The following is a 19,491-nucleotide window of genomic DNA, read 5'->3' as shown; positions in this document are numbered from 1 at the left end:
AGCGCTCCCATGGCCTACAATCGCCGCTCGAAAAACATTACGCAGGGCGTCTCACGCTCGCCTAACCGCTCGATGTTTTACGCGCTTGGGTACAGTAAGGAGGACTTTGACAAACCGATGATCGGCATCGCGAATGCCCATGCGACCATCACGCCGTGCAACGCCGGGCTTCAGCGCCTGACCGATGCGGCCGTCGAAGCCGTACGGAAGTCCGATGCCAACCCGCAAACGTTCGGTACACCGACGGTGTCAGACGGTATGGCGATGGGTACCGAGGGCATGAAGTATTCGCTGGTCTCGCGTGAAGTAATCGCGGACTGCATTGAGACAGCGGTCCAGGGCCAGTGGATGGACGGTGTAGTGGTAGTCGGTGGGTGCGACAAGAACATGCCAGGCGGCATGATGGCGCTTGCGCGCACCAACGTGCCTGGCATCTTCGTCTATGGCGGCACGATCCGGCCGGGAAACTGGAAAGGCGTGGACCTGACCATCGTGTCGTCTTTCGAAGCGGTGGGAGAATTCACGGCCGGCCGCATGACGCAGAAGGATTTTGAAGGGATCGAGCGCAATGCGTGTCCCTCCACCGGGTCGTGCGGAGGAATGTACACGGCCAATACGATGAGCTCCTCGTTCGAAGCCCTCGGCATGTCGCTGCTGTACTCGTCGACAATGGCTAACCCCGATCAGGAAAAGGTCGATTCCGCAGCCGAATCCGCGAGAGTGCTGGTCGAAGCAGTCAAGGCAGACCTGAAGCCGCGCGACATCATCACCAGAGAATCGATCGAAAATGCCGTGGCACTCGTGATGGCGACGGGTGGATCGACTAACGCGGTGCTGCATTATCTGGCCATCGCGCATGCGGCCGAAGTTGAATGGACCATTGACGACTTTGAGCGTATGCGCAAGAAAGTGCCGGTGATCTGCAATCTGAAGCCGTCTGGCAAGTACGTGGCCACTGATCTTCACAAGGCAGGCGGCATTCCTCAGGTGCTCCGGATCCTTCTTGATGCTGGCCTCTTGAATGGCGACTGCACCACGATCACGGGCAAGACCATCGCAGAGGAACTCAAGGACGTGTCCTCGAAGCCGCGCGCCGACCAGGACGTTATCTTCCCGATCGAAAAGGCACTTTATGCCCAGGGCCACCTTGCAATCCTGAAGGGAAATCTTGCCAGGGACGGCGCGGTCGCCAAGATCACCGGTCTGAAGAGCCTCGTGATGACGGGCCCTGCCCGCGTGTTCGATGACGAGCAAAGCGCTCTTGAAGCGATCGTGGCAGGCCGGATCAAGGCGGGTGATATCGCGGTGCTGCGATACCTTGGGCCACGCGGAGGACCCGGCATGCCCGAAATGCTGGCCCCTACGTCGGCAATCGTCGGCCAGGGACTTGGTGAGTCAGTGGGCCTGATAACAGACGGACGCTTCTCAGGCGGAACCTGGGGCATGGTGGTGGGTCACGTCGCCCCCGAAGCCTTTGCGGGCGGCACGATCGCACTGGTTGAGGAAGGCGACTCCATTACCATCGATGCACACCGGCTTCTGTTGCAGCTAAACGTCGATGACGCTGAAATCGAACGCCGACGCGCCGCATGGGAACCACCCGCACCACGCTATACGCGCGGGGTGCTGGCAAAATACGCTGCACTTGCATTACCCGCAGATAAAGGCGGCGTAACCGGCTGAGTTTGGTGTTAGCCGCCTACGGTGCTGGAAACACCGTTCCTTTAGCGACAACCCTGGAGCGATGTTTCCATGCATGGCAAGAAACGCAAGGCAGGGAGCCAAACTCAGTGCGATGTCGGTCAAAGGCCTCTTCGCCAGCCGACCTCTCGCCAAATGTCGCGAGACCACCATGAATATGCTACTTGTCGACGAGGATAAAGGCCGTGCAAATCGGCTCATGCGGTATGCCAGCCGGGGCGGCCATCTCGTTTCGGTGGCATACGATCTGAACACTGCGCTCGACTGGCTGATAGACACCCGGTTCGATTTAATTATTCTGAACATGAAATTTTCAGCATCGCTCGTTCACAACGCTGTCGTCACTATCCGTGAAAAAAGTCCGTCGATGCATTCCCGAATTGTCGTGGTAACCGATAGCCTCAATGATCAGGCTACCGATGTTTCTTTTAAGGACTCTCTCGATATCGAGGAATTTAAACGGTTCCTTGACGAATGAAGCTGTCCGAAATGGCTGGGCCGGTGATGCTCCGGATAAACAACCTCGCAGACCTCGGATCGATAAACACGAGACTTCACCCGGTCCGTGTAACGCGACGTGCCGCATGAGCACATCGTGGAGCATATTCATTGTGGACGAAATCCACAAGAAGAGCGCGAGCATGCCGCTGATGTGCCGCGTCATTGCGGTGGGCAACGGCCGGCCGTGTCTAGACAGCACCACGAGAACAAGGAACCGCCCGCTCCACCCATGAAAACCTTTGAACGCGTAATGACGCAACATCGCAGATGTCTGTTCACAGCAAGCAACCGGATCGATATAACATCGCCCGCAAGTCTAGCTTGCCATCAGCTCAGGGTGCAGTTCAAGGTGTAATACGACCAGCCACAACTTTGGGCAGTCCCGCCTGACGGTCCTGATCCGGTGATGTTCACCATCGCGGATCAAAAATCCCTTCCTGTCGGCGACTTCGAACGCATGCTGGGCGTCTTCCTGAATCCACGCACTGGCCAGTACGGCCGTCACCCCGCCGAACACGGCGAACGACAGCGGAGGAGGATCGATCGCAAGAATCTGTGTCGCCGCAGACAAGAGGAATACTAGCGATTGTGCGCCACAGACCGCAAGTAAAATGACCGTAGCTCTCGCCTTCAAACGAACTCTGTTCTGTTTGTCCATCCCGCGCTCGCGTCACCGGATTTTCTTCGACGATAATTCGTGCCGCACGGACGTCCCGCAGTGGGAACCCTGGTCCAAACACGCAGCGAAAAGTCGAAAACCAGTCTTGGGAAATATGACCTGGAGCAGAATCGATGTGATGGCCCACGATCCTCACACAGGGGCTCGCAGGCATCATCAGTCGCGGGGGAATCGACGGTTGAGGGAGGAATGCCATCTCCAATATGCCGCAGTCTAAACACTGTCAAGCAGGCACGCAACCGAGGACTCTGCCTAGTAGCGCCCTTGCGTCCCGGTCGTCATTCAACGCTCGGAATACCACCGCAATTCTCTATGTCCGCGGTACAAGGGACTTCTACTCCGTGATTCCACTTGCTCCCTCGCACTTCAAAACACTCCATAAAGGACACGCGGGATAAATCCGTTTCGTAGGAAAGATTTTTCACGGGCTGCTCGAGATTATTATGAGTCGACTCTCGACCCCAATTTGCTTTGCTCAGCATATGCGAGCTAGCCTACAGCGGACTTTCGCGTACGTGTCGTGCTGCAACGGTCCCTCGATTTTGACAGATGGTATTGACCAGGAGGTTATTTGACAGCTCGACACCTGTGATCTATTCTCGCGACAGGGATGGGGTTCCCCTTTACGCCGGTCGGCTGATGACTCCTGCCAATTCGAACCGCGCGGCTATTTCCGTCGCTACGGCAGGATGACCTGGATGTGCAGACGATCCGATCTTCACCGATTTGCGCCCCGCAAAATCGCTACTACCGACTTTTCTTACGGGCTACAACGCCGGTTAGCTCGCGGCGTGGCAGTGATCCTTCACCCCCGGTTTATCGGCCGCGTGTCCTTCAGAATGAGGACATCATGGGTTTGCCTGCGTTTATACACGGGGGCGATATTCGAGGGATCTGAGCGTGCGTCCGTTCGCCCGGTCAGCCACAATCGTGGCACCCAAGTACGATACATGCGCGAAAAACCGGTGCGTTCGCCATGGTAAAAATAGGCCATGTGGAAACCGACGGTGTGACTGCTCCCGTCGAAGGCGACTATCCCGGTGATCCAGGATCCGATGGCCGTTCAATTCTTCAGAGTATCCTGTTCCCGGTCGGTCTGGAAGCGTTGCGCAAAGAGCAGGCTGAACAGCCAGTCTGTTTTGTCGATTTGAATCTGGATCAAGTCGTAACGGACATCGTTGGCAAACGCGACGAAGGAGTCCTGCGTCCCCTCCTCTACTCCACCTACCGGAACGAGCAAATCATCCGTTACCGGCAGGCTGTCTTTATAGACCTTGAAAGGCACGATGTACACCTTGTAATTTCAAGGTTTTGCGAGCATATGTCCGAGGTCAGGCTCAACCTCACATACGCTGAACGAATCTCATATAAGCGTCACCGAGAAATGGTCATTCTACGGGCTATCGGAACCTACGTTGAGACGATAAAAGCGCTTCTCCACGGGTTGGAATCTCTGGATTTTCATTCAGCCGGACTATGCAACCTACGACAGCACTTGATCACCTATGTCTCGGCTCAACCATTCGTTGCGTTAGCATCGGAAACGGACCAGATGCGCACGAAGCTTTCGGCGATCAAATACGGAATGCTCTTTCGCGGTGACAAGGTGACAGTACGCAAATATGCCTCCGAACCGGACAGTACTGCTGGAGTTCTCGAGAAGTTTGCCCGCTTCAGGGAGGAGGATGTCGAGCAGACTGTTTCAGAGCAACAGAATAATTTTTCGCTGAACCATATCGAGGCAGGCATCCTCGAATTGGTGGGACTGCTGTTCCCTGATGTGTTCAGATCTCTGGCCGACTATGTAGGACAACACGTCCGGTTCATCGATCAAACTATCGAGTTATTTGACCGTGAAGTTGACTTCTACCTGGCCTACCTTGCTTATATCGCTCCTCTTAAGAAAACTGGCCTTCGTTTTTGCTACCCAGAGGTGTCGGCATCTGACAAGGAGACCTCTGTCACACAAAGTTTTGATCTTGCCTTAGGCGCGACGTTGCTTCGCGAACAGACGCCCATTATATGCAACAGTTTTCATCTTGCCGGTAAGGAACGTATGCTGGTAGTGTCTGGTCCGAACCAGGGCGGTAAAACTACCTTCGCACGGATGTTTGGTCAATTACATTTCCTCGCCGGACTCGGCTGTCCGGTGCCGGGCCATCACGCCCGTTTATTTCTCGCTGATCAGTTGTTCACACATTTCGAACGTGAAGAAGCTATCGAAAATCTTCGCGGCAAGCTCGAAGATGAGCTGGTACGGCTACGAGAAAGCTGTCGCGCCATGACAGCCAACAGCGTCATCGTGTTAAATGAGATATTTAATTCGACTAGCCTGGAAGACCAATTCTTTCTCAGCAAAAAAATTCTGGAAAAGATTCTAGAGACAGACATGCTCGCGGTATGTGTCACCTTCATCGACACGCTCGCCTCGATGAGCGAAAAATCAGTGAGCATGGTGAGCACCGTCATACCCGATGATCCAGCGCGTCGGACCTTTGAGATTGTCCGAAAACCCGCTGACGGACTCGCCTACGCACTCTCGCTCGCTCAAAAACGTGGCGTCACCTATGAGCAATTGCGCGTGAGGGTTCGTCCATGAAGACGTTCTTAATGCACCCGGATCGCGATTTCAACCCTCAAGCGGAACCATCCGAAACGCTCAGCCATTTCGCACAGGATATGGAAGTTGAAGTCTTGCTCAACGCCGCCGCGGCGGGCGACCGATACCTGTATGACATCATGTCCGCCGCGATCGCCGGGGCTTGGACAAGCGATCTCGCGACAATTTCTTACCGGCAAGACGTATTGAAGGATTGCTTGGCCAATCCAGGCGTCGTACGGCAATTCTATGCCTTGGCCCTCGAACCGTTCAGCCGCGAAAGAAGCTGGAGCTTCGGAATGTACGGAAGAGAGCCATCCTCTATGGTATCGAGCGCCGTGCGAACCCTCAAAAACTGCCTCGAGCTGCTCAGCCGGCTCAAGAGGATCTGCAACACAAATTCCGACAGCTTCGTTTCGCAAGGCTTCAAATTGTTCTTCAACACACTCGATCGGAATCTGGATGAAGAATATCTACGCGCTGTAAATGTCGATTTAAAGGATCTCACATTTCGCAATGGGATTCTGCTGAGTGCCGAACTTGGCGAGGGCGGAAAAGGAACGCATACCATGATGCGCGAGCCGCAAGCGCGTGATCGAAGCTGGATTAGAAGGCTGCTGACGCGAGGACCCGAGAGCTTCACGTTGCAATTAGCTCCTCGCGACGAAGCGGGTGCTCGTGCCTTTCGCGAAATCCAGAACCAGGGTCTCGGTCTAATTTCCGACGCGCTATGGCAATCCGCGCAACACATACTTCACTTTTTCAAAGCGCTACGAGTGGAACTCGCATTTTATGTGGGTTGTTTGAACGTTCATGAGCGCCTCGAGGCTGTTGGAGAGTCAATCGCCTTTCCGCATGCACTCAACGGTGCGAAGAGCTTTGAATGCAAGGACCTTCGGGACATCTGCCTTGCGTTGACTATGGGTCGAACGGTGGTCGGAAACGATGTCAATGCAAATGGCAAGTACTTGGTGCTAATCACCGGGGCCAATCGGGGCGGTAAATCGACGTTTTTGAGAAGTGTCGGCGTTGCGCAACTGATGATGCAATGCGGGATGTTTGTCACAGCGAAGTCTTTCTCCTCCTCGCTGCGATCCGGCTTGTTCACGCATTACAAGCGCAACGAGGATCGGACTATGCGAAGCGGCAAGTTTGACGAAGAGCTAGTTCGGATGAGTGCGATCGCAGATCACATTGGGCGTCGAGCCATGGTGTTGTTTAACGAATCATTCGCAGCAACAAATGATCGTGAGGGCTCAGAGATTGCACGGCAGATCGTGTCCGCATTGCTCGAAAACGACGTGACCATTTTTTTCGTCTCTCACATGTATGAATTGTCCCGCCCTTTTTTAGCCAACAATCAGGTGATGTTTCTCCGAGCTGATCGCGGCGAAGATGGCCAAAGGACTTTTCGCCTACGCGAAGGCGAGCCGTTACCGAAGAGTTTCGGTGCTGATCTCTATCAACAAATCTTTGCTCCGCCGTCGTGAATACCGATCATCCTGGCGGCGTTAGGCGTATCGCCGACTGCCCGACGTGGCGAGATACTGCATTTAACCTTCTGCATCGTGCGCCTCACTGTGATAGGCGAAGACGGTACGTCCGCGGCAATGTTGCGCACTTCGCCCTGGCAGCCATGAACGGAAATTGCATAGAACTCACCGGCCGGCTAGGCCGGATAGTCGATAACGCACCGACCTTCTTTTGCGTTCTCCTAGACGAGCTGGGGTGCAATACCCGGCCTGGTGCCGTTTTAAGGTCTGTATGCGCGCTTCGACGAAGAAATGCGTGAGCGTGGTCCAGCACGTTCCGGAGTGCACCGGAAGCGCGTGTTAACGGCATGGATGTATTTATGGAACAAGTCAAGATTGCTGACGTACTCCGAAAATCAAACCGTTAGGTATTGTTTTTCAGCATCGCCCTATTCCCCCAACTAAGGCCTGTCGCAGCGGCACGTTTTTCCTGATCAACTCACCAATGTCGAAGGGCAGTTAGTTGGCAACGGACCGAAGCCGCGACCGCTGACCACCTGGAACTACCCGCTTCAATTTCGTTGCCCGTTGGGCGCCGATACCGGGCTTGTATTGCATGCTGAACGACGCGCTTACTGCAACTGCTTGCGTGTGCGTCGTCAACGGCGTATCGTTTTGCCTGGAGATGGCATTCTCCTAAACCGCCAAATGTTGTGGCTGATGATGCCTGCTATGCGATGCACCGTTCGGTGCGTCGTTTCCCTGACATATGGCAGGTGTCGAATGAAGTGTTCCAAATCATTTCAGTTCTATTCGGTCAAACCGGACGCTGAAATTCTATGCCAGGGCCGACGGCCTCTATTGCCGATCCGCTGTTTCGGCACTCACGCTATGTGGCAGGGTCGGGAATTGATGTTTCAGGACCGAACTACCGTCACTATCTCTGACTTCCATTGCATAAAGCGCGTTTCGCTAAGCGAACTCGGCTTTTTGGCGTCCGTGACGCGATCAGCTAATAATGGCCGTAATCATCATCCGGATCTAACGCTGCTTACGAGGCTTCCGAGTCGAAAAACGTGCAGCACGAGGGAGACTTCGTGGTTTGATTACCTTGTGCTATTTCCGCGCAGCTCTTCATAGAGATCCTCTTCGTGATAACTCCGCGAAAGACGCTCGCTGGCGGTGTGAATATTCCCGAAACCACTAGCCAGAGGCGACACAGCATGTCGATCACCTCCGTCAAAGCGCGATTGGGTGTCATCTGCCCGCTCATGAAACAGTGGACAGCGCAGGACCGGGAACCGACTGAACTGACTCAAAAGTTGCGTCGCCTTCATAGGGATTCGGCAGGCACCGATCCTGTCACTTGAGACGCGTTGCTTTTACGCAAGGGCTTCGTACGGACGACAGATACCGACATTGAATATGGGCGTGATGCTGCAGACAATATAGCCCACCTTTCTTTAATAGAGAGATACACATGACCTCTGAATCGACACCGCCCCGCCTGAGGAGCCAGAAATGGTTCGATGATCCCTCTCACGCAGACATGACAGCGCTCTATGTTGAACGCTTCATGAACTATGGAATTACCCGCGAGGAACTTCAGTCGGGGCGCCCCGTGATTGGCATAGCGCAAACCGGAAGTGATCTCGCACCCTGTAACCGGCATCATATCGAACTCGCGCAGCGCACAAAGGCCGGAATTCGCGATGCAGGCGGAATTCCAATGGAGTTTCCGGTACATCCGTTGGCCGAACAGAGTCGACGGCCGACCGCGGCACTGGACCGCAACCTCGCATACCTCGGGCTCGTCGAAGTGTTGCACGGCTATCCGCTAGATGGGGTCGTGCTGACCACCGGTTGTGACAAAACCACGCCCGCGGGGCTGATGGCTGTAGCAACGGTTGACATGCCCGCCATCGTGCTCTCGGGCGGTCCGATGCTAGACGGATGGTATGAAGGCCGGCGTGTCGGCTCGGGCACAGTGCTGTGGCATGCACGGAACCTGCTTGCGGCGGGCGAAATCGACTATGAAGGCTTCATGGAGCTGAGTGCAACGTCGGTACCTTCGATTGGTCACTGCAATACGATGGGTACGGCGCTATCGATGAATTGCCTGGCGGAGGCGCTCGGGATGTCGCTACCGGGCTGTTCCACGATTCCGGCAGCCTATCGTGAACGCGCTCAGATGGCTTATCTGACTGGCAGGCGCGCTGTCGAGCTCGTTAGAGAGGATGTCAGGCCGTCGCACATCATGACTCGTGAGGCGTTTATCAATGCGATCGTGGTGGCGTCCGCTCTGGGTGCATCAACCAATTGCCCGCCGCACCTGATCGCGATTGCCCGACATATGGGCATTGAGCTGACGTTGGAAGATTGGCAGCGCTACGGCGAACAAGTGCCGCTGCTTGCCAATTGCATGCCAGCGGGTGATTACCTGGGCGAAAGCTTCCACCGCGCTGGGGGTGTGCAGGTCATCCTGCGAGAGCTGGATAAAGGGGGATTGTTGCATGGTGAGTGCCGGACCGTAAGCGGAAAGACCACAGGGGAAATTGCTGCTGCGGCCCGTGAAGCGGATCGCGATGTAATTCGCGCGTACGACGCACCGCTGAAGCACGGGGCGGGATTTATGGTGCTCTCAGGCAACTTCTTTGATAGTGCGATCATGAAGATGTCAGTGATCGGAGAAGCATTCAGACAGACGTATCTGAGTGAGCCAGGCGCCGAAAACACCTTCGAGGCGCGCGCGATCGTTTTTGACGGACCGGAGGATTACCACGCGCGAATCAACGATCCGTCGCTCGAAATTGACGAACGTTGCATCCTCGTAATACGTGGCTGCGGACCTGTCGGCTACCCTGGCAGTGCGGAGGTCGTGAACATGGCGCCTCCCGCCGAACTCATACGTCGTGGCGTGACGTCGCTGCCTTGCCTGGGCGACGGTCGACAGAGCGGAACATCGGCGAGTCCTTCGATTTTAAATATGTCACCCGAAGCGGCCGTGGGAGGCGGCCTATCCCTGTTACGCAGCGGCGACCGTATTCGCGTCGATCTCAATGAACGAACGGTAGACGTACTAATCGACCAAGCCGAACTGGCTCACCGAAGCAAGTGCGCGGCAATAACGGTGCCTCCGTCACAGACGCCCTGGCAGGAACTTTATCGCAAGTGGGTTGGCCAGCTTTCGACTGGGGGGTGTCTCGAGCCGGCCACGCTCTATTTGAAGGTCATCGAAGAGCGCGGGGACCCCAGGCACTCGCATTGAGCAGGCGTACCGTTCGACAGTAGTCGCAAGTAGTTACTCGTTGGTGGCCCGGCGTAACGGTCGCAACGCGCTCACCTCTTCTGAGCGGGTTATCGTGCCATCGTGTGTTGCCACCGCTCCTTGACATAGGATGCGCTGTTCGGTTTGACAGACAGTTGGAAAGGCGCAGAGCTGGACATCATCCACGAACCAGGATCTCGCCATGCTTCTTGGCCTAAAAAAGGAGACCACAATGATCCATGCAGAAACCAGTGCCGGCACCCGCGTTCCATCGGCCTTTAACGTGATCATCGAAATGGCTGCTTTCGGTGATCCGGTAAAATATCAGGCAGATCCTCAGTCCGGACGGTTGCGGGTAGAGACCTTCATGATGACCAGCATGAGATATCCCGCCAACTATGGCTTCGTTCCGCACACGCTTGCTCCCGACGGCCGACCACTGGACGCGCTCGTTATCACCCCTTTCCCGGTGGTGCCGGGCGCGGTAATTGAAGCACGCGCGCTCGGCCTGATGCATTTGACCGACGACGAGGGACCCGATATAAAGCTGATCGCGGTTCCCATCGCCTCCGTCTGTCCACCTACCGGCAATCTGCATTCACTGGACGACCTACCCCAATATCTGCTGCACGAATTCCGGCACTTCTTCGTCAATTACAAAGTGCTGGAACACGGAAAATGGTCCCGCTTCGAACACTGGGGATCGGTCAGTGATGCGCAGAACGAATTGAACAGCGCTATTGCGGCTTTCGAACGTCAGCTTGCGGACCCGGACCCCGGGTGATTCAAAGACAGCAGAGGGAAGTTCCAGCGAACCACACTGTAGTTCTAAGCTCCTTTCCCGTGCATCCGATCAGTTGGGCAACCCAGGCGGTAGGTCGCCGACATGGGTGCCACGGCACCTTGCGCTGACCTATTGAATGAGCGTTCTCGACAGCAATGCTTCCCCCTTGTTTCAATTGCGAAAGCATCGAGTCGGTGCTCCCGAATCGCCCCGAGACGGCTCGGTCTCGGGACCGTTCATTTCGTGCTTACCGGAGTGAGTCGATGTCCTGCTCGATACGTTTTATTCCGACGACCTCAACGAGTCGAACAGTAGGAGCGACAGCGCGCAGTGCTCGTCCTTCCTGGCGAGCGGCTTCGCCGGCGATGCGAGCTACTGCCGCAGTTTCCTGACCCCTTTCATTGCCTCCAGCCGGCGGCAGATCGCCTCATGTTGAACAACGCTCACTCGCGACAGCGCGAGCGAAACGTCGTCCAGAGCCGGATCCTCCTCGGACTGTTGTGCGACGAACTGCCTTACACGCGCGCTGCCTACGCCAAGCGTCTCATGTATGCTGTCCACCGATACGCTTCCTCGCTCCACCAGCAGTCCGATCCGACGCTCCTGCTTGGCGACAATGAATCTGCGCTCAAGCGGCTTGACTCCCGCCAGAATAATCAGGATAAGCACCGTTGCGGTCACTGCAGCCGTATACATACCGCCGCCCACAGCCAGCCCAATCCCGGCTACCGACCACAAACTCGCTGCGGTCGTCAGTCCGCGTACCACTTCGCCACGAAGCAGGATCGAGCCCGCGCCCAGGAATCCGATGCCCGAAACGACCTGGGCGGCCATCCGTGATGGGTCAAGAACCACAGCGTTCTGTCCCAGTACGTCGGCAAAGCCGAATGCGGACACCAACATCACGAGCGCTGAGCCCACGGCGACGAGCATATGAGTACGCAAGCCAGCCGCCCAGCTCAGCCGTTCACGCTCGAAGCCGATGACGCTTCCCAGAATCGCTGCCATTACAAGACGCAAAGTAATTTCGGTATTGCTGATCATTGCAGACTCCAACAAACTGCTGGCGTTCGTCGGGGCAGACAAAGCTCACGCGTGCCATATCACCTCGGTGCCGCCGGGATGGATGCGCGCGCATTTTGTGCCCTCTCGACAAGCGAGGTGTAGCTCGCTCGATCAATAACGAAAAGAATGCTGACCAGAAAGACCGCCATGAACGCCAGTGCGCTTCCAAAAGCGAGGGGAAAGCCGTATGTCGACGCAAGTGACGTAAGAATGATTGAATTGAAAGCCCCCATCACATTCAGCACGCCGTTAAAGATTCCATAAACGAATCCCGTCGAAGCCTGATTCGGTGAGATGTCGATGATCGACACCGCCCAGGCACCGACAGTCGTATTCATGGCCAGTTGTACCAGACCAAGCAATATCGCAGTCATTTGCCCCGCGCCCGAGCGCGCCGTCAATAACGACAGCACAACGCAACAAGCCGCAATCGCCATGGGCAGCGCTGCGCCGATACGGCGTGCGGTGAGACGATCGAAGTGACGGACGAGATAATCGTTGAACGGACCGGAGAGAAAAAATCCCGCAAATCCGAGAACGGAACCGAGACTTGACCACACCGCGCTTTTGAGAATGCTCATGTGAAAGGTGTAGAACATATAGCTCGGCACCCAGTAAAGAAACGTAAACAGCACGTAACCGAAGGTCAGATAGATCAGCAGCATGCCGACGCCGGTGCGCGAGAAAAACACGGCACGAATTCCGGCCCAGTCGGCGCTCTCGCTCGCGGTGCTGCGATTACCGATGATCTCGCGCTCTCCGGCGCTTAGCCGCCGGTCCTGCTCGGGCCGGTCCCGCACAATGACAATCCAGAACGGCAGCACAAGCAGTCCAGCCGCACCGAACAGAATGAACGACCATTGCCAGCCAAAGCGCACCACGATCCACCCCGCGAGCAGACTGCCCACCGCCGGACCCACATACTGTCCCGATCCGGCCCATGTGTACGCGGTCGAGCGCTCAGAGGGGGCCGCCCAGCTATTCGCCGTCTTGGCGTTGTACGGCCAGATCGGAGCCTCTCCGGCGCCCATAAGCGCACGTACTGCGTACCATCCCGCAAGGCTTCCCGCGAACGGTGTCGCGATCGTAAAAACCGACCACCAGCCGAGCGCGACGACCATGCCCCACCGCAGTCCAAGACGATCTGCGATCCATCCGCCAGGAAAGTTGAAGACGCCATAAGCGAGCCCCCATACAAACGCGATCTTTCCAATCTGATGCAGGTCGAACCCGAACTCCTGCCGGATGGCAGGGATAGATACCGCGAAGTTCACCCGATCCATGTAATTGATGAAGATCACCACGAACATCAGAAAGATAATCAGGTATCGCCTGCGAGCCATAGTCTCTCCCTGGACGGTCATTCTCTTTAAATTCATGCAGGTGACTGCGATCCAGCGCTCGCGCCTGTCCGCGAGCATCAGCGTGATCGCTCCATCCGCCAGGGGCATAGAACACGGGAGACGCGCCGCAGATCCGCTTGTTCGACCTCCCGCTGGGACATCAATTTCTGCGATCCGGGCTTTCCTGGACTGCAGGAAACTTCCCCGGGTGGATTGGAATGAGCCATTGCCGCAACGCTCCCCCATTAAACGAGGGCGGCCAGATGCGTCTTGTCGTTGACACTATGTACAGTAACCTTGCCATCCGCACTAATATCCAGCAGGTTGATACAGCATGGTCCCTGTTCGATCTGCCAATACGCCGACAAAGGCAAATCAAGTGCTTGTGTCAGGAGCACCCGGTTGACGCTGTCATGAGCAACGAGAACAATTGTTTCGTGCTCAAACGACTGCAGCAGTTCCCGCACGGCGTCGGCTGTGCGCAGTGCCACAGACTGCAGTGACTCCCCACCTGGAAAACACATCCACTGTGGCGCCGTCTTCCATAGTGCAAATTCGACCGGGAACTCCCGACCGGCTTCCTCGTGGCTTTTCCACTGCCATCGGCCATAGTCAATGTCGTCAATGCCTGGCTGCACATACGACGATTTTCCGCAAGCCTCAGCGATAACAGTTGCTGTATCGCGACAGCGTTGCATCGGGCTCGTGTAGACGGCCTGGGGCTGGAATTTCTCCGCGACTGCATTTGCGAGAGCAAGTGCCTGACGCCGGCCAAGATCTGTCAGAGCCAGCTGCATCCGGCCTCTAAAGCGCGGTGGATCAATTCCATCCACCTCTCCATGACGGGTCAGGATAATACGCATGGGTCTTGCTCCATCGATCAGAAGTGAAAATCCATCAACCGCCGGGGGCCTGCGGTCAGGAACGCGTGGTCGATATTCTCCTACGCCAGGAAGCTGCGCCGGACCATGTGCCAGCTTCCTTGTGCGCGGCGGTCGTGCGGACCTGCACGCGGCCTGAACACGAAAAGAAGGTAAATAAGTGAAGGCAGCCGCGTCAGTTGCGGAGCGAAGTACATGACGACACCTACCGTGGAAGGACAACTTTGCGCCGGGAGGCGCATCAGTAGGCATCATTAGCCGGCGACTTCCGGCGCTTGAGGAGAATGCCATCTCCAGAAATCAGGATACCGTTGTCCAGCCGGCTTCGCAAGTGCGCCCAATGGTCCTCCTTCCTGGACCCCGGCTTACATTGGAACCAACTTGTTCCCGCGGGACGACATCATCGCCCTCTTACGTGTATCGCGCGCCGGCAGCCTCCCCGCATTCCCCCGAGGTGCCATGCGAGGGAGAACACTCAGGATTGGATGAATTCAATATAACGAAATAGTGTTGCAAAAAAACGAGGACGACTGTTACTGCGCTGCTCGCGTAGCGAATTTAAAAACACAGCAGGACCCTGCGACGGACAACCGGGTAGTGACACGGAATGCACATGCTAGTGGCCCAACCGCTGCCCGACAGTACTACCCTCCGTTGCGTCCTTTTGTGCGGGCAACTTCGCTCCCAACGCTCGGGCAGGCGCGCGATATGACTATGCTTTGCCGTGGCGGGTCGCGATTGTCACTTGACGGATGATTGCCGTCTCCCGCAGTCCTCAGGAGGTTGCGGTACAGAGGGCCGTCGACGTGGGCCGCAGTTGCTCCCATGAGAATTGCCAAACGTATGGCAAAAGATGAAATGAAGACAACATGAGAGCTTGGGGCGGCTTCATCTTTCGGCATCACTGCGTAGTTCAGTACCCGATTGTCGAAGGATGTGCACTGCGGACGTCAACGCGAGCGCCGACATAATTATGGCAACTGTAAGGTCTGGCCACGCAGATCCGCTCCCGAATACTCCGAGCGCAGCCAGCAGAACCGCAACATTCCCAAGCACGTCATTACGGGTGCAAAGCCAGACGCTGCGCATGTTGCTGTCGCCCTCACGATACCGGAATAGCAGCCCTGCCACGACACCGTTGGCGAGAAGTGCGCAGGTTCCAACGACCCCCATCGTAGGCGCGCTTGGTACCGTGCCTTTGTGAAGGTGCCACACAGCCAGACCAAGCAGCCAGACACCGAATACCGCCATCGTGACTGCCTTAAACCGGGATGCGCGCGCGCGAGCACCCAGACTCAAACCCAGGACCGCCAGGCTGATGCCGTAGTTGGCCGCATCGCCGAAAAAGTCGAGCGAATCAGCCAGTAACGAAACCGATCCGCCAGCAAGACCCGCCAGCACTTCGACGCCAAACATCATGCAATTAATCACCAGCGCGACCCAGAGCAATCTCCGATATCCTTCGCGTTGCTGGACCGGCTGGTCTTCGCAATGGTGACAGCAGTGTCCCGGCATGGCGGTCTCCAATGGACTCAAAGAGCGTATCCTGAAGCCTGTAGCCACTACAGGGTCAAGCCATGACCGACAACTATTCCATCGGCACCTTGAGCCAGCTCTCGGGCGTAAAAATAGAAACGATCCGCTACTACGAGAAGGTCGAGTTGTTAGGCGCGACAAGCCGGGCAAGTAATGGCTATCGTCAATACGTGTCAACGTCGGCCGCAATTTCCCCAGAACTGTCGAAGTAATTTTCCCCACCCTGTGTGTTTGCGATGATCAGCCGCTAAATGGATCAGGTGAGCTCTTTCGGGGGCGACCTGGGCGGCGACGTGCCGCTTCCACAGGTGCAGGGTTTAGGGAAGTTGGCCGGTTGCGCAGATGGTCGGGCAGCAGATCGGCGTGCTCACGCAGCCGGTACGACGAGCCCTCAATCTGGACGACGATCGCGTGATGCAGCAACCTGTCGAGCAGCGCTGCTGCGACGACGGTGTCACCGAACACTTCTCCCCATTCGCCGAAGCTGCGATTGGACGTGAGGATGATCGCGCATCGCTCGTAGCAGGCATTGACGAGCTGGAAGAACAGATTGCCTCCGTTGGAGCCGATCGGCAGATAGCCGATCTCATCGACGATGAGCAGACTGTTGCGCGCGAGGAAGCGCACACGCTGGGCCAGGTTGCCTTCGCGCTCGGCCTTCGCCATCGAGTTGACGATTTCGGCCAGTGAGCCGAAGTACACGCTCTTGCCGGCGCGTATCGCTTCGACGCCCAGCGCGATGGAAAGGTGTGATTTGCCGGTTCCAGGCGGCCCGAGGAAGTGGACCGTCTGGCGTCGTTCGATGAACTCGAGTTGCGCGAGCGTCATGATGCGATCGCGATCGAGACTCGGCTGGAAGCTGAAGTCATATCCGGCAAGCGTCTTGACGGTGCCCAGTCGCGCTGTCTGCAGCGCCATGCGGATGCGCCGCGTCTCGCGCGTCGTGAACTCTTCGCCCAGCAACGTCTCCAGCACTTCGAGCATCGAGCTGTCGCCCTGCTCGAAACGCTTCAGCGTGGCATCCAGCGCTTCAAGCGCACGCGGCATGCGCAAGCCAACGAGGTAACGTTGTATCCGCTCGACGGTGGAGGTCGGAACGCTGCTCATGCGCGCCTCCCGGCATCAGCCAGACGCCTGGCCACCTGATCGTAAAACGACAGCGGCCGACGTGCGACGCCAGTCGTGCCAGACGATATGTCACGCGCAGCCTGCTGCCTGCGCTGGCCCGCGTTTCGATGTCCAGGCAGCAGGGATGTTCGTCGCCGGCCTTCCAGCACGGGATGCACTGCCAGCAATTCGCCGTCCTCGTAGATGCGGATCTCGTGAGCCAGACTGTGAACGTCGAGTGTGCGCCTGCGGGTGCGGTCGGGCACGCTGTAGTAGTTGCCGCCGACCGACACCAGACCTTCGTGGCTCACGCGCCGCTCAAGCCGGATGACGCCATTGAAGACGCCGGCAGGCAACACCTGAAGCGCGGGGCGTTCCTCACGGAAGTGCTGCATGACGACGCGATGCGTCGTGCCGTGCACCCGGGAGTTGGCCACCGTGTCGAGCCAGTCGCGCAACTGGCGGTTCAGATCGGCGAGATTCTGGAATCTTCGTGCGAGGAAGAAGTCCTGGCGGATATAGCGATACGGGCGTTCGACCTTGCCCTTGGTCTTGGCGCGATACGCCTTGCATGCACGCGGAGCGAAACCATAGTGCTGCGCGAACGCGACCAGCTTCGCGTTGTAGACGATGTGCTTCTCGACTTCGCCCAGCACCGCTGCCTTCATGCGGTCGTACAGCACTTCGCGCGGCACACCACCAATGTGCTCGAAGGCTTCCATGTGACAGCGCAGGACAGTCTGCAGGTCCTGATGTTCGACGAAACGCCCCCACAGATAACGGCTGTGCCCGAGCACGATCGAGAACAGCCAGATCGATCGCCGCTGTCCGGGCACGTCTTCAAATTCGACGTTGAAGCGTGCGAAGTCGACCTGCGCCTGGTGACCGGCCGGTGTCTCGAAGCGCACCTCGAAGCCTCGCTGTCGTGGTGGTCGGACTTCCCGAACCAGATCGCCCAGCGCTGTCCGCCCGCCCGCGTAACCCATGGCCTGAATCTCCCGCAGCAGTCGCTCAATGCTCAGGTCCGGGTACTCACGCACACGCTCACTCACGTAGTGAACGAACGGGTCGACCACGCAAGGTCGTGGCGCGCGCGGGCCGTAACGCGGCGCCTGCACACCACCCTTGATGTATTTGCGAACGGTCTTGCGGTCCATACCCAGTCGAGCGGCGATGGCAGAAATACTCAGCCCCTGCCGGTGCAATTCCAGAATCGTCATAACCTCTCCCAGCTCGACCACCGACACCCCCACGACGGATCCGAAGCGGGATATGGTCGTTGATCGAGGGGGCGGCGCCGCTTGCGCGGCGCCGCCAGACAAAAAACTGGGGAAAATTACTTCGACGAAAGTGGGGAGTATCTATCCGACGCTGACAATACGACGATAGCTCAGCGAAGCGTCTGACATTCATCCGGCGCGGCCGCGAGCTCGGCTTCAGTATCGATGAGATCCGCGAGCTGCTCACCCTCGCGCATCACCCGAAGTGGCCCTGCACAGGCGCTGACCGTATGACGCGCGCCCATCTCGATGACGTTGAAGGCAAGATCCGGGACCTTCAGCGAATGCGGCGCGCCCTGCGGCAGGTCGCGAAGTGCCACGGCGGAACGGCGGAGCACTGCGAGCTTCTTCAGGCACTCACCGTGCCGGCAACCCGATCGGTGAGGCACGTTTGAACAACTGCGTACCATGGCTCCTCCAGGGCTGCAGGGCCGCTTTGATATCGAGCGACGCTCCAGGCGACGGTACAGACCAACGGCGCGGCTTCGATTCGGTCACGAGCCTCTGAGCAGATCGCAAAACGCTTCGGACCCGCAGCGTTATCCGGCGGGGCGTTTTCCGAACATCAGTCACCGATATCCCGCTGAGCCGATTTCCCGCTGAACAACGCGACACACCGCCTCAGCTCGATGTCGGAGCCACGGGAGCCCGCATCGAACACCCCGCGCTCCGGCGTCGCTGGCCACCGGCAACCTGCATATCGTCTCAGCCGGCGAGTTCCCGGCCTCCACGTCGCCGGGAAAACGGCTCTTGCATGGCGAGGCGTGCGGCATAACATCGCGTACCGGGAGCGAGTCGTGCTTTGGGGCGAGAGGCCTTACGAGTTTCCTGGCTGGGTGTCGGGCCATCTGCTCCGTACCAGTCACCACGCTCTTCGATGAAGGTTTCTTGTACGGCCATGGGCTGAAGGCTCTGCCGGCCGGTGATCCAGATGTGCTTGTTTCGGTGCCGGAAAGAGCGATGCTCGAGCTCGCCAGCGACATTGGAAAAGGCCAGTCTCTCGAAGAAGCCAGCAACCTGATGGTGACGATGCGCAACCTGCGTGCGGATGTACTGGACGAATTCATGGCTCACTGCAAGCGCGTCAAGGTTGTGCTGCTTGTTAGCAATCTCGGCGTCGAAGCCAGGTTTTCATGGGCAAAGAATCTGCATCAACATGTCGACCATCTGGGTGCTGGAAGGCGCTGGTCGAACAAAATCAGAAACGGACGTCTGACGCTTAAACCTCATTGAATAGACGAGCGACTGCTGCGCCCACGCCGCTGACTTGACCCT

General features: G+C 57.3%; 15 protein-coding genes, 1 pseudogene and 4 riboswitches. Of the genes and pseudogenes, 9 read left to right on the top strand and 7 right to left on the bottom strand.

Annotated elements, in window-relative coordinates:
* Positions 1–9 precede the first annotated feature (9 nt).
* Both ilvD and D0B32_RS29235 read left to right on the top strand, forming a co-directional pair.
* The gene (ilvD, locus tag D0B32_RS29240) at positions 10–1,683 is read left to right on the top strand and encodes a dihydroxy-acid dehydratase (protein WP_117337815.1); all 1,674 of its coding nucleotides are present in this window, start codon (positions 10–12) and stop codon (positions 1,681–1,683) included.
* Positions 1,684–1,756: 73 nt separating this feature from the next.
* Positions 1,757–2,179: a hypothetical protein gene (locus D0B32_RS29235; RefSeq protein WP_117337814.1), complete on the top strand. Its 423-nt coding sequence runs from the start codon at positions 1,757–1,759 to the stop codon at positions 2,177–2,179.
* A 339-nt stretch (positions 2,180–2,518) separates the two neighbouring features.
* Here D0B32_RS29235 and D0B32_RS29230 read toward each other — a convergent pair whose 3' ends face one another.
* Positions 2,519–2,860, bottom strand: coding sequence for a hypothetical protein (locus D0B32_RS29230; protein ID WP_117337813.1), 342 nt, complete (start codon positions 2,858–2,860; stop codon positions 2,519–2,521).
* Positions 2,861–3,021: 161 nt separating this feature from the next.
* Positions 3,022–3,090, bottom strand: a riboswitch (Fluoride riboswitch).
* Between the two features lie 388 nt (positions 3,091–3,478).
* Positions 3,479–3,537: riboswitch (Fluoride riboswitch) on the top strand.
* Positions 3,538–3,857: 320 nt separating this feature from the next.
* On the opposite strand from D0B32_RS29230, the gene D0B32_RS29225 reads away from it, so the two are divergent.
* The 4 genes from D0B32_RS29225 (at position 3,858) to D0B32_RS29210 (ending at position 11,004) form a co-directional block, all read left to right on the top strand.
* Complete coding sequence (locus D0B32_RS29225) at positions 3,858–5,480, top strand: MutS-related protein (protein WP_117337812.1); 1,623 nt, start codon at positions 3,858–3,860, stop codon at positions 5,478–5,480.
* The gene (locus D0B32_RS29220) at positions 5,477–6,970 is read left to right on the top strand and encodes a MutS-related protein (RefSeq protein ID WP_117337811.1); all 1,494 of its coding nucleotides are present in this window, start codon (positions 5,477–5,479) and stop codon (positions 6,968–6,970) included. Before D0B32_RS29225 ends, D0B32_RS29220 begins: the two co-directional genes overlap by 4 nt.
* Positions 6,971–7,624: 654 nt before the next feature.
* Positions 7,625–7,689: riboswitch (Fluoride riboswitch) on the top strand.
* Between the two features lie 743 nt (positions 7,690–8,432).
* A complete protein-coding gene (locus D0B32_RS29215) occupies positions 8,433–10,220 on the top strand; it encodes an IlvD/Edd family dehydratase (protein WP_117337810.1) in 1,788 nt (595 codons plus the stop codon).
* Positions 10,221–10,452: 232 nt separating this feature from the next.
* A complete protein-coding gene (locus tag D0B32_RS29210) occupies positions 10,453–11,004 on the top strand; it encodes an inorganic diphosphatase (RefSeq protein ID WP_117337809.1) in 552 nt (183 codons plus the stop codon).
* 372 nt (positions 11,005–11,376) lie between these two features.
* Here the strand turns inward: D0B32_RS29210 and D0B32_RS29205 are convergent, their stop codons facing one another.
* From D0B32_RS29205 to D0B32_RS29190, 4 genes are all read right to left on the bottom strand, one after another.
* Positions 11,377–12,048 carry an MgtC/SapB family protein gene (locus tag D0B32_RS29205; RefSeq protein ID WP_117337808.1) on the bottom strand — a complete coding sequence of 224 codons (672 nt, stop codon included), beginning with the start codon at positions 12,046–12,048 and terminating at the stop codon, positions 11,377–11,379.
* Between the two features lie 59 nt (positions 12,049–12,107).
* The gene (locus D0B32_RS29200; protein WP_220444980.1) at positions 12,108–13,520 is read right to left on the bottom strand and encodes an MFS transporter; all 1,413 of its coding nucleotides are present in this window, start codon (positions 13,518–13,520) and stop codon (positions 12,108–12,110) included.
* A gap of 137 nt (positions 13,521–13,657) precedes the next feature.
* Positions 13,658–14,275, bottom strand: coding sequence for a histidine phosphatase family protein (locus D0B32_RS29195; protein WP_117337806.1), 618 nt, complete (start codon positions 14,273–14,275; stop codon positions 13,658–13,660).
* A gap of 256 nt (positions 14,276–14,531) precedes the next feature.
* Positions 14,532–14,597, bottom strand: a riboswitch (Fluoride riboswitch).
* Positions 14,598–15,181: 584 nt separating this feature from the next.
* The gene (locus D0B32_RS29190; protein WP_259295204.1) at positions 15,182–15,742 is read right to left on the bottom strand and encodes a cation transporter; all 561 of its coding nucleotides are present in this window, start codon (positions 15,740–15,742) and stop codon (positions 15,182–15,184) included.
* Positions 15,743–15,870: 128 nt separating this feature from the next.
* Between D0B32_RS29190 and D0B32_RS29185 the strand changes: the two genes are divergently transcribed.
* On the top strand, positions 15,871–16,041 hold the full coding sequence (locus tag D0B32_RS29185; protein WP_117337804.1) for a MerR family DNA-binding transcriptional regulator: 171 nt from the start codon (positions 15,871–15,873) through the stop codon (positions 16,039–16,041).
* 28 nt (positions 16,042–16,069) lie between these two features.
* Here the strand turns inward: D0B32_RS29185 and istB are convergent, their stop codons facing one another.
* On the bottom strand, positions 16,070–16,936 hold the full coding sequence (gene istB, locus D0B32_RS29180; RefSeq protein ID WP_117337803.1) for an IS21-like element helper ATPase IstB: 867 nt from the start codon (positions 16,934–16,936) through the stop codon (positions 16,070–16,072).
* Positions 16,933–18,189 (bottom strand): IS21 family transposase, encoded by a 1,257-nt coding sequence (istA, locus tag D0B32_RS29175; protein WP_117337802.1) that lies wholly within the window; start codon positions 18,187–18,189, stop codon positions 16,933–16,935. Before istA ends, istB begins: the two co-directional genes overlap by 4 nt.
* Before the next feature lie 149 nt (positions 18,190–18,338).
* On the opposite strand from istA, the gene D0B32_RS33140 reads away from it, so the two are divergent.
* Positions 18,339–18,611 carry a MerR family DNA-binding protein gene (locus D0B32_RS33140; RefSeq protein ID WP_117337801.1) on the top strand — a complete coding sequence of 91 codons (273 nt, stop codon included), beginning with the start codon at positions 18,339–18,341 and terminating at the stop codon, positions 18,609–18,611.
* A 309-nt stretch (positions 18,612–18,920) separates the two neighbouring features.
* Positions 18,921–19,449: pseudogene (locus tag D0B32_RS29165) on the top strand (type IV toxin-antitoxin system AbiEi family antitoxin domain-containing protein); the annotation flags it as partial.
* Positions 19,450–19,491 lie beyond the last annotated feature (42 nt).

It is taken from the genome of Paraburkholderia sp. DHOC27, from assembly GCF_003429005.1.
GTDB lineage: Bacteria > Pseudomonadota > Gammaproteobacteria > Burkholderiales > Burkholderiaceae > Paraburkholderia.
This window is presented reverse-complemented; position numbering and strand designations above follow the sequence as displayed.

What these genes read in the sequence shown, in the direction of transcription:
- ilvD (WP_117337815.1), top strand. Translation starts at nt 10, where the DNA reads ATGGCCTACAATCGCCGCTCGAAAAACATTACGCAGGGCGTCTCACGC.
- D0B32_RS29235 (WP_117337814.1), top strand. Translation starts at nt 1,757, where the DNA reads ATGGCAAGAAACGCAAGGCAGGGAGCCAAACTCAGTGCGATGTCGGTC.
- D0B32_RS29230 (WP_117337813.1), bottom strand. Translation starts at nt 2,860, where the DNA reads ATGGACAAACAGAACAGAGTTCGTTTGAAGGCGAGAGCTACGGTCATT.
- D0B32_RS29225 (WP_117337812.1), top strand. Translation starts at nt 3,858, where the DNA reads ATGGTAAAAATAGGCCATGTGGAAACCGACGGTGTGACTGCTCCCGTC.
- D0B32_RS29220 (WP_117337811.1), top strand. Translation starts at nt 5,477, where the DNA reads ATGAAGACGTTCTTAATGCACCCGGATCGCGATTTCAACCCTCAAGCG.
- D0B32_RS29215 (WP_117337810.1), top strand. Translation starts at nt 8,433, where the DNA reads ATGACCTCTGAATCGACACCGCCCCGCCTGAGGAGCCAGAAATGGTTC.
- D0B32_RS29210 (WP_117337809.1), top strand. Translation starts at nt 10,453, where the DNA reads ATGATCCATGCAGAAACCAGTGCCGGCACCCGCGTTCCATCGGCCTTT.
- D0B32_RS29205 (WP_117337808.1), bottom strand. Translation starts at nt 12,048, where the DNA reads ATGATCAGCAATACCGAAATTACTTTGCGTCTTGTAATGGCAGCGATT.
- D0B32_RS29200 (WP_220444980.1), bottom strand. Translation starts at nt 13,520, where the DNA reads ATGCCCCTGGCGGATGGAGCGATCACGCTGATGCTCGCGGACAGGCGC.
- D0B32_RS29195 (WP_117337806.1), bottom strand. Translation starts at nt 14,275, where the DNA reads ATGCGTATTATCCTGACCCGTCATGGAGAGGTGGATGGAATTGATCCA.
- D0B32_RS29185 (WP_117337804.1), top strand. Translation starts at nt 15,871, where the DNA reads ATGACCGACAACTATTCCATCGGCACCTTGAGCCAGCTCTCGGGCGTA.
- istB (WP_117337803.1), bottom strand. Translation starts at nt 16,936, where the DNA reads ATGAGCAGCGTTCCGACCTCCACCGTCGAGCGGATACAACGTTACCTC.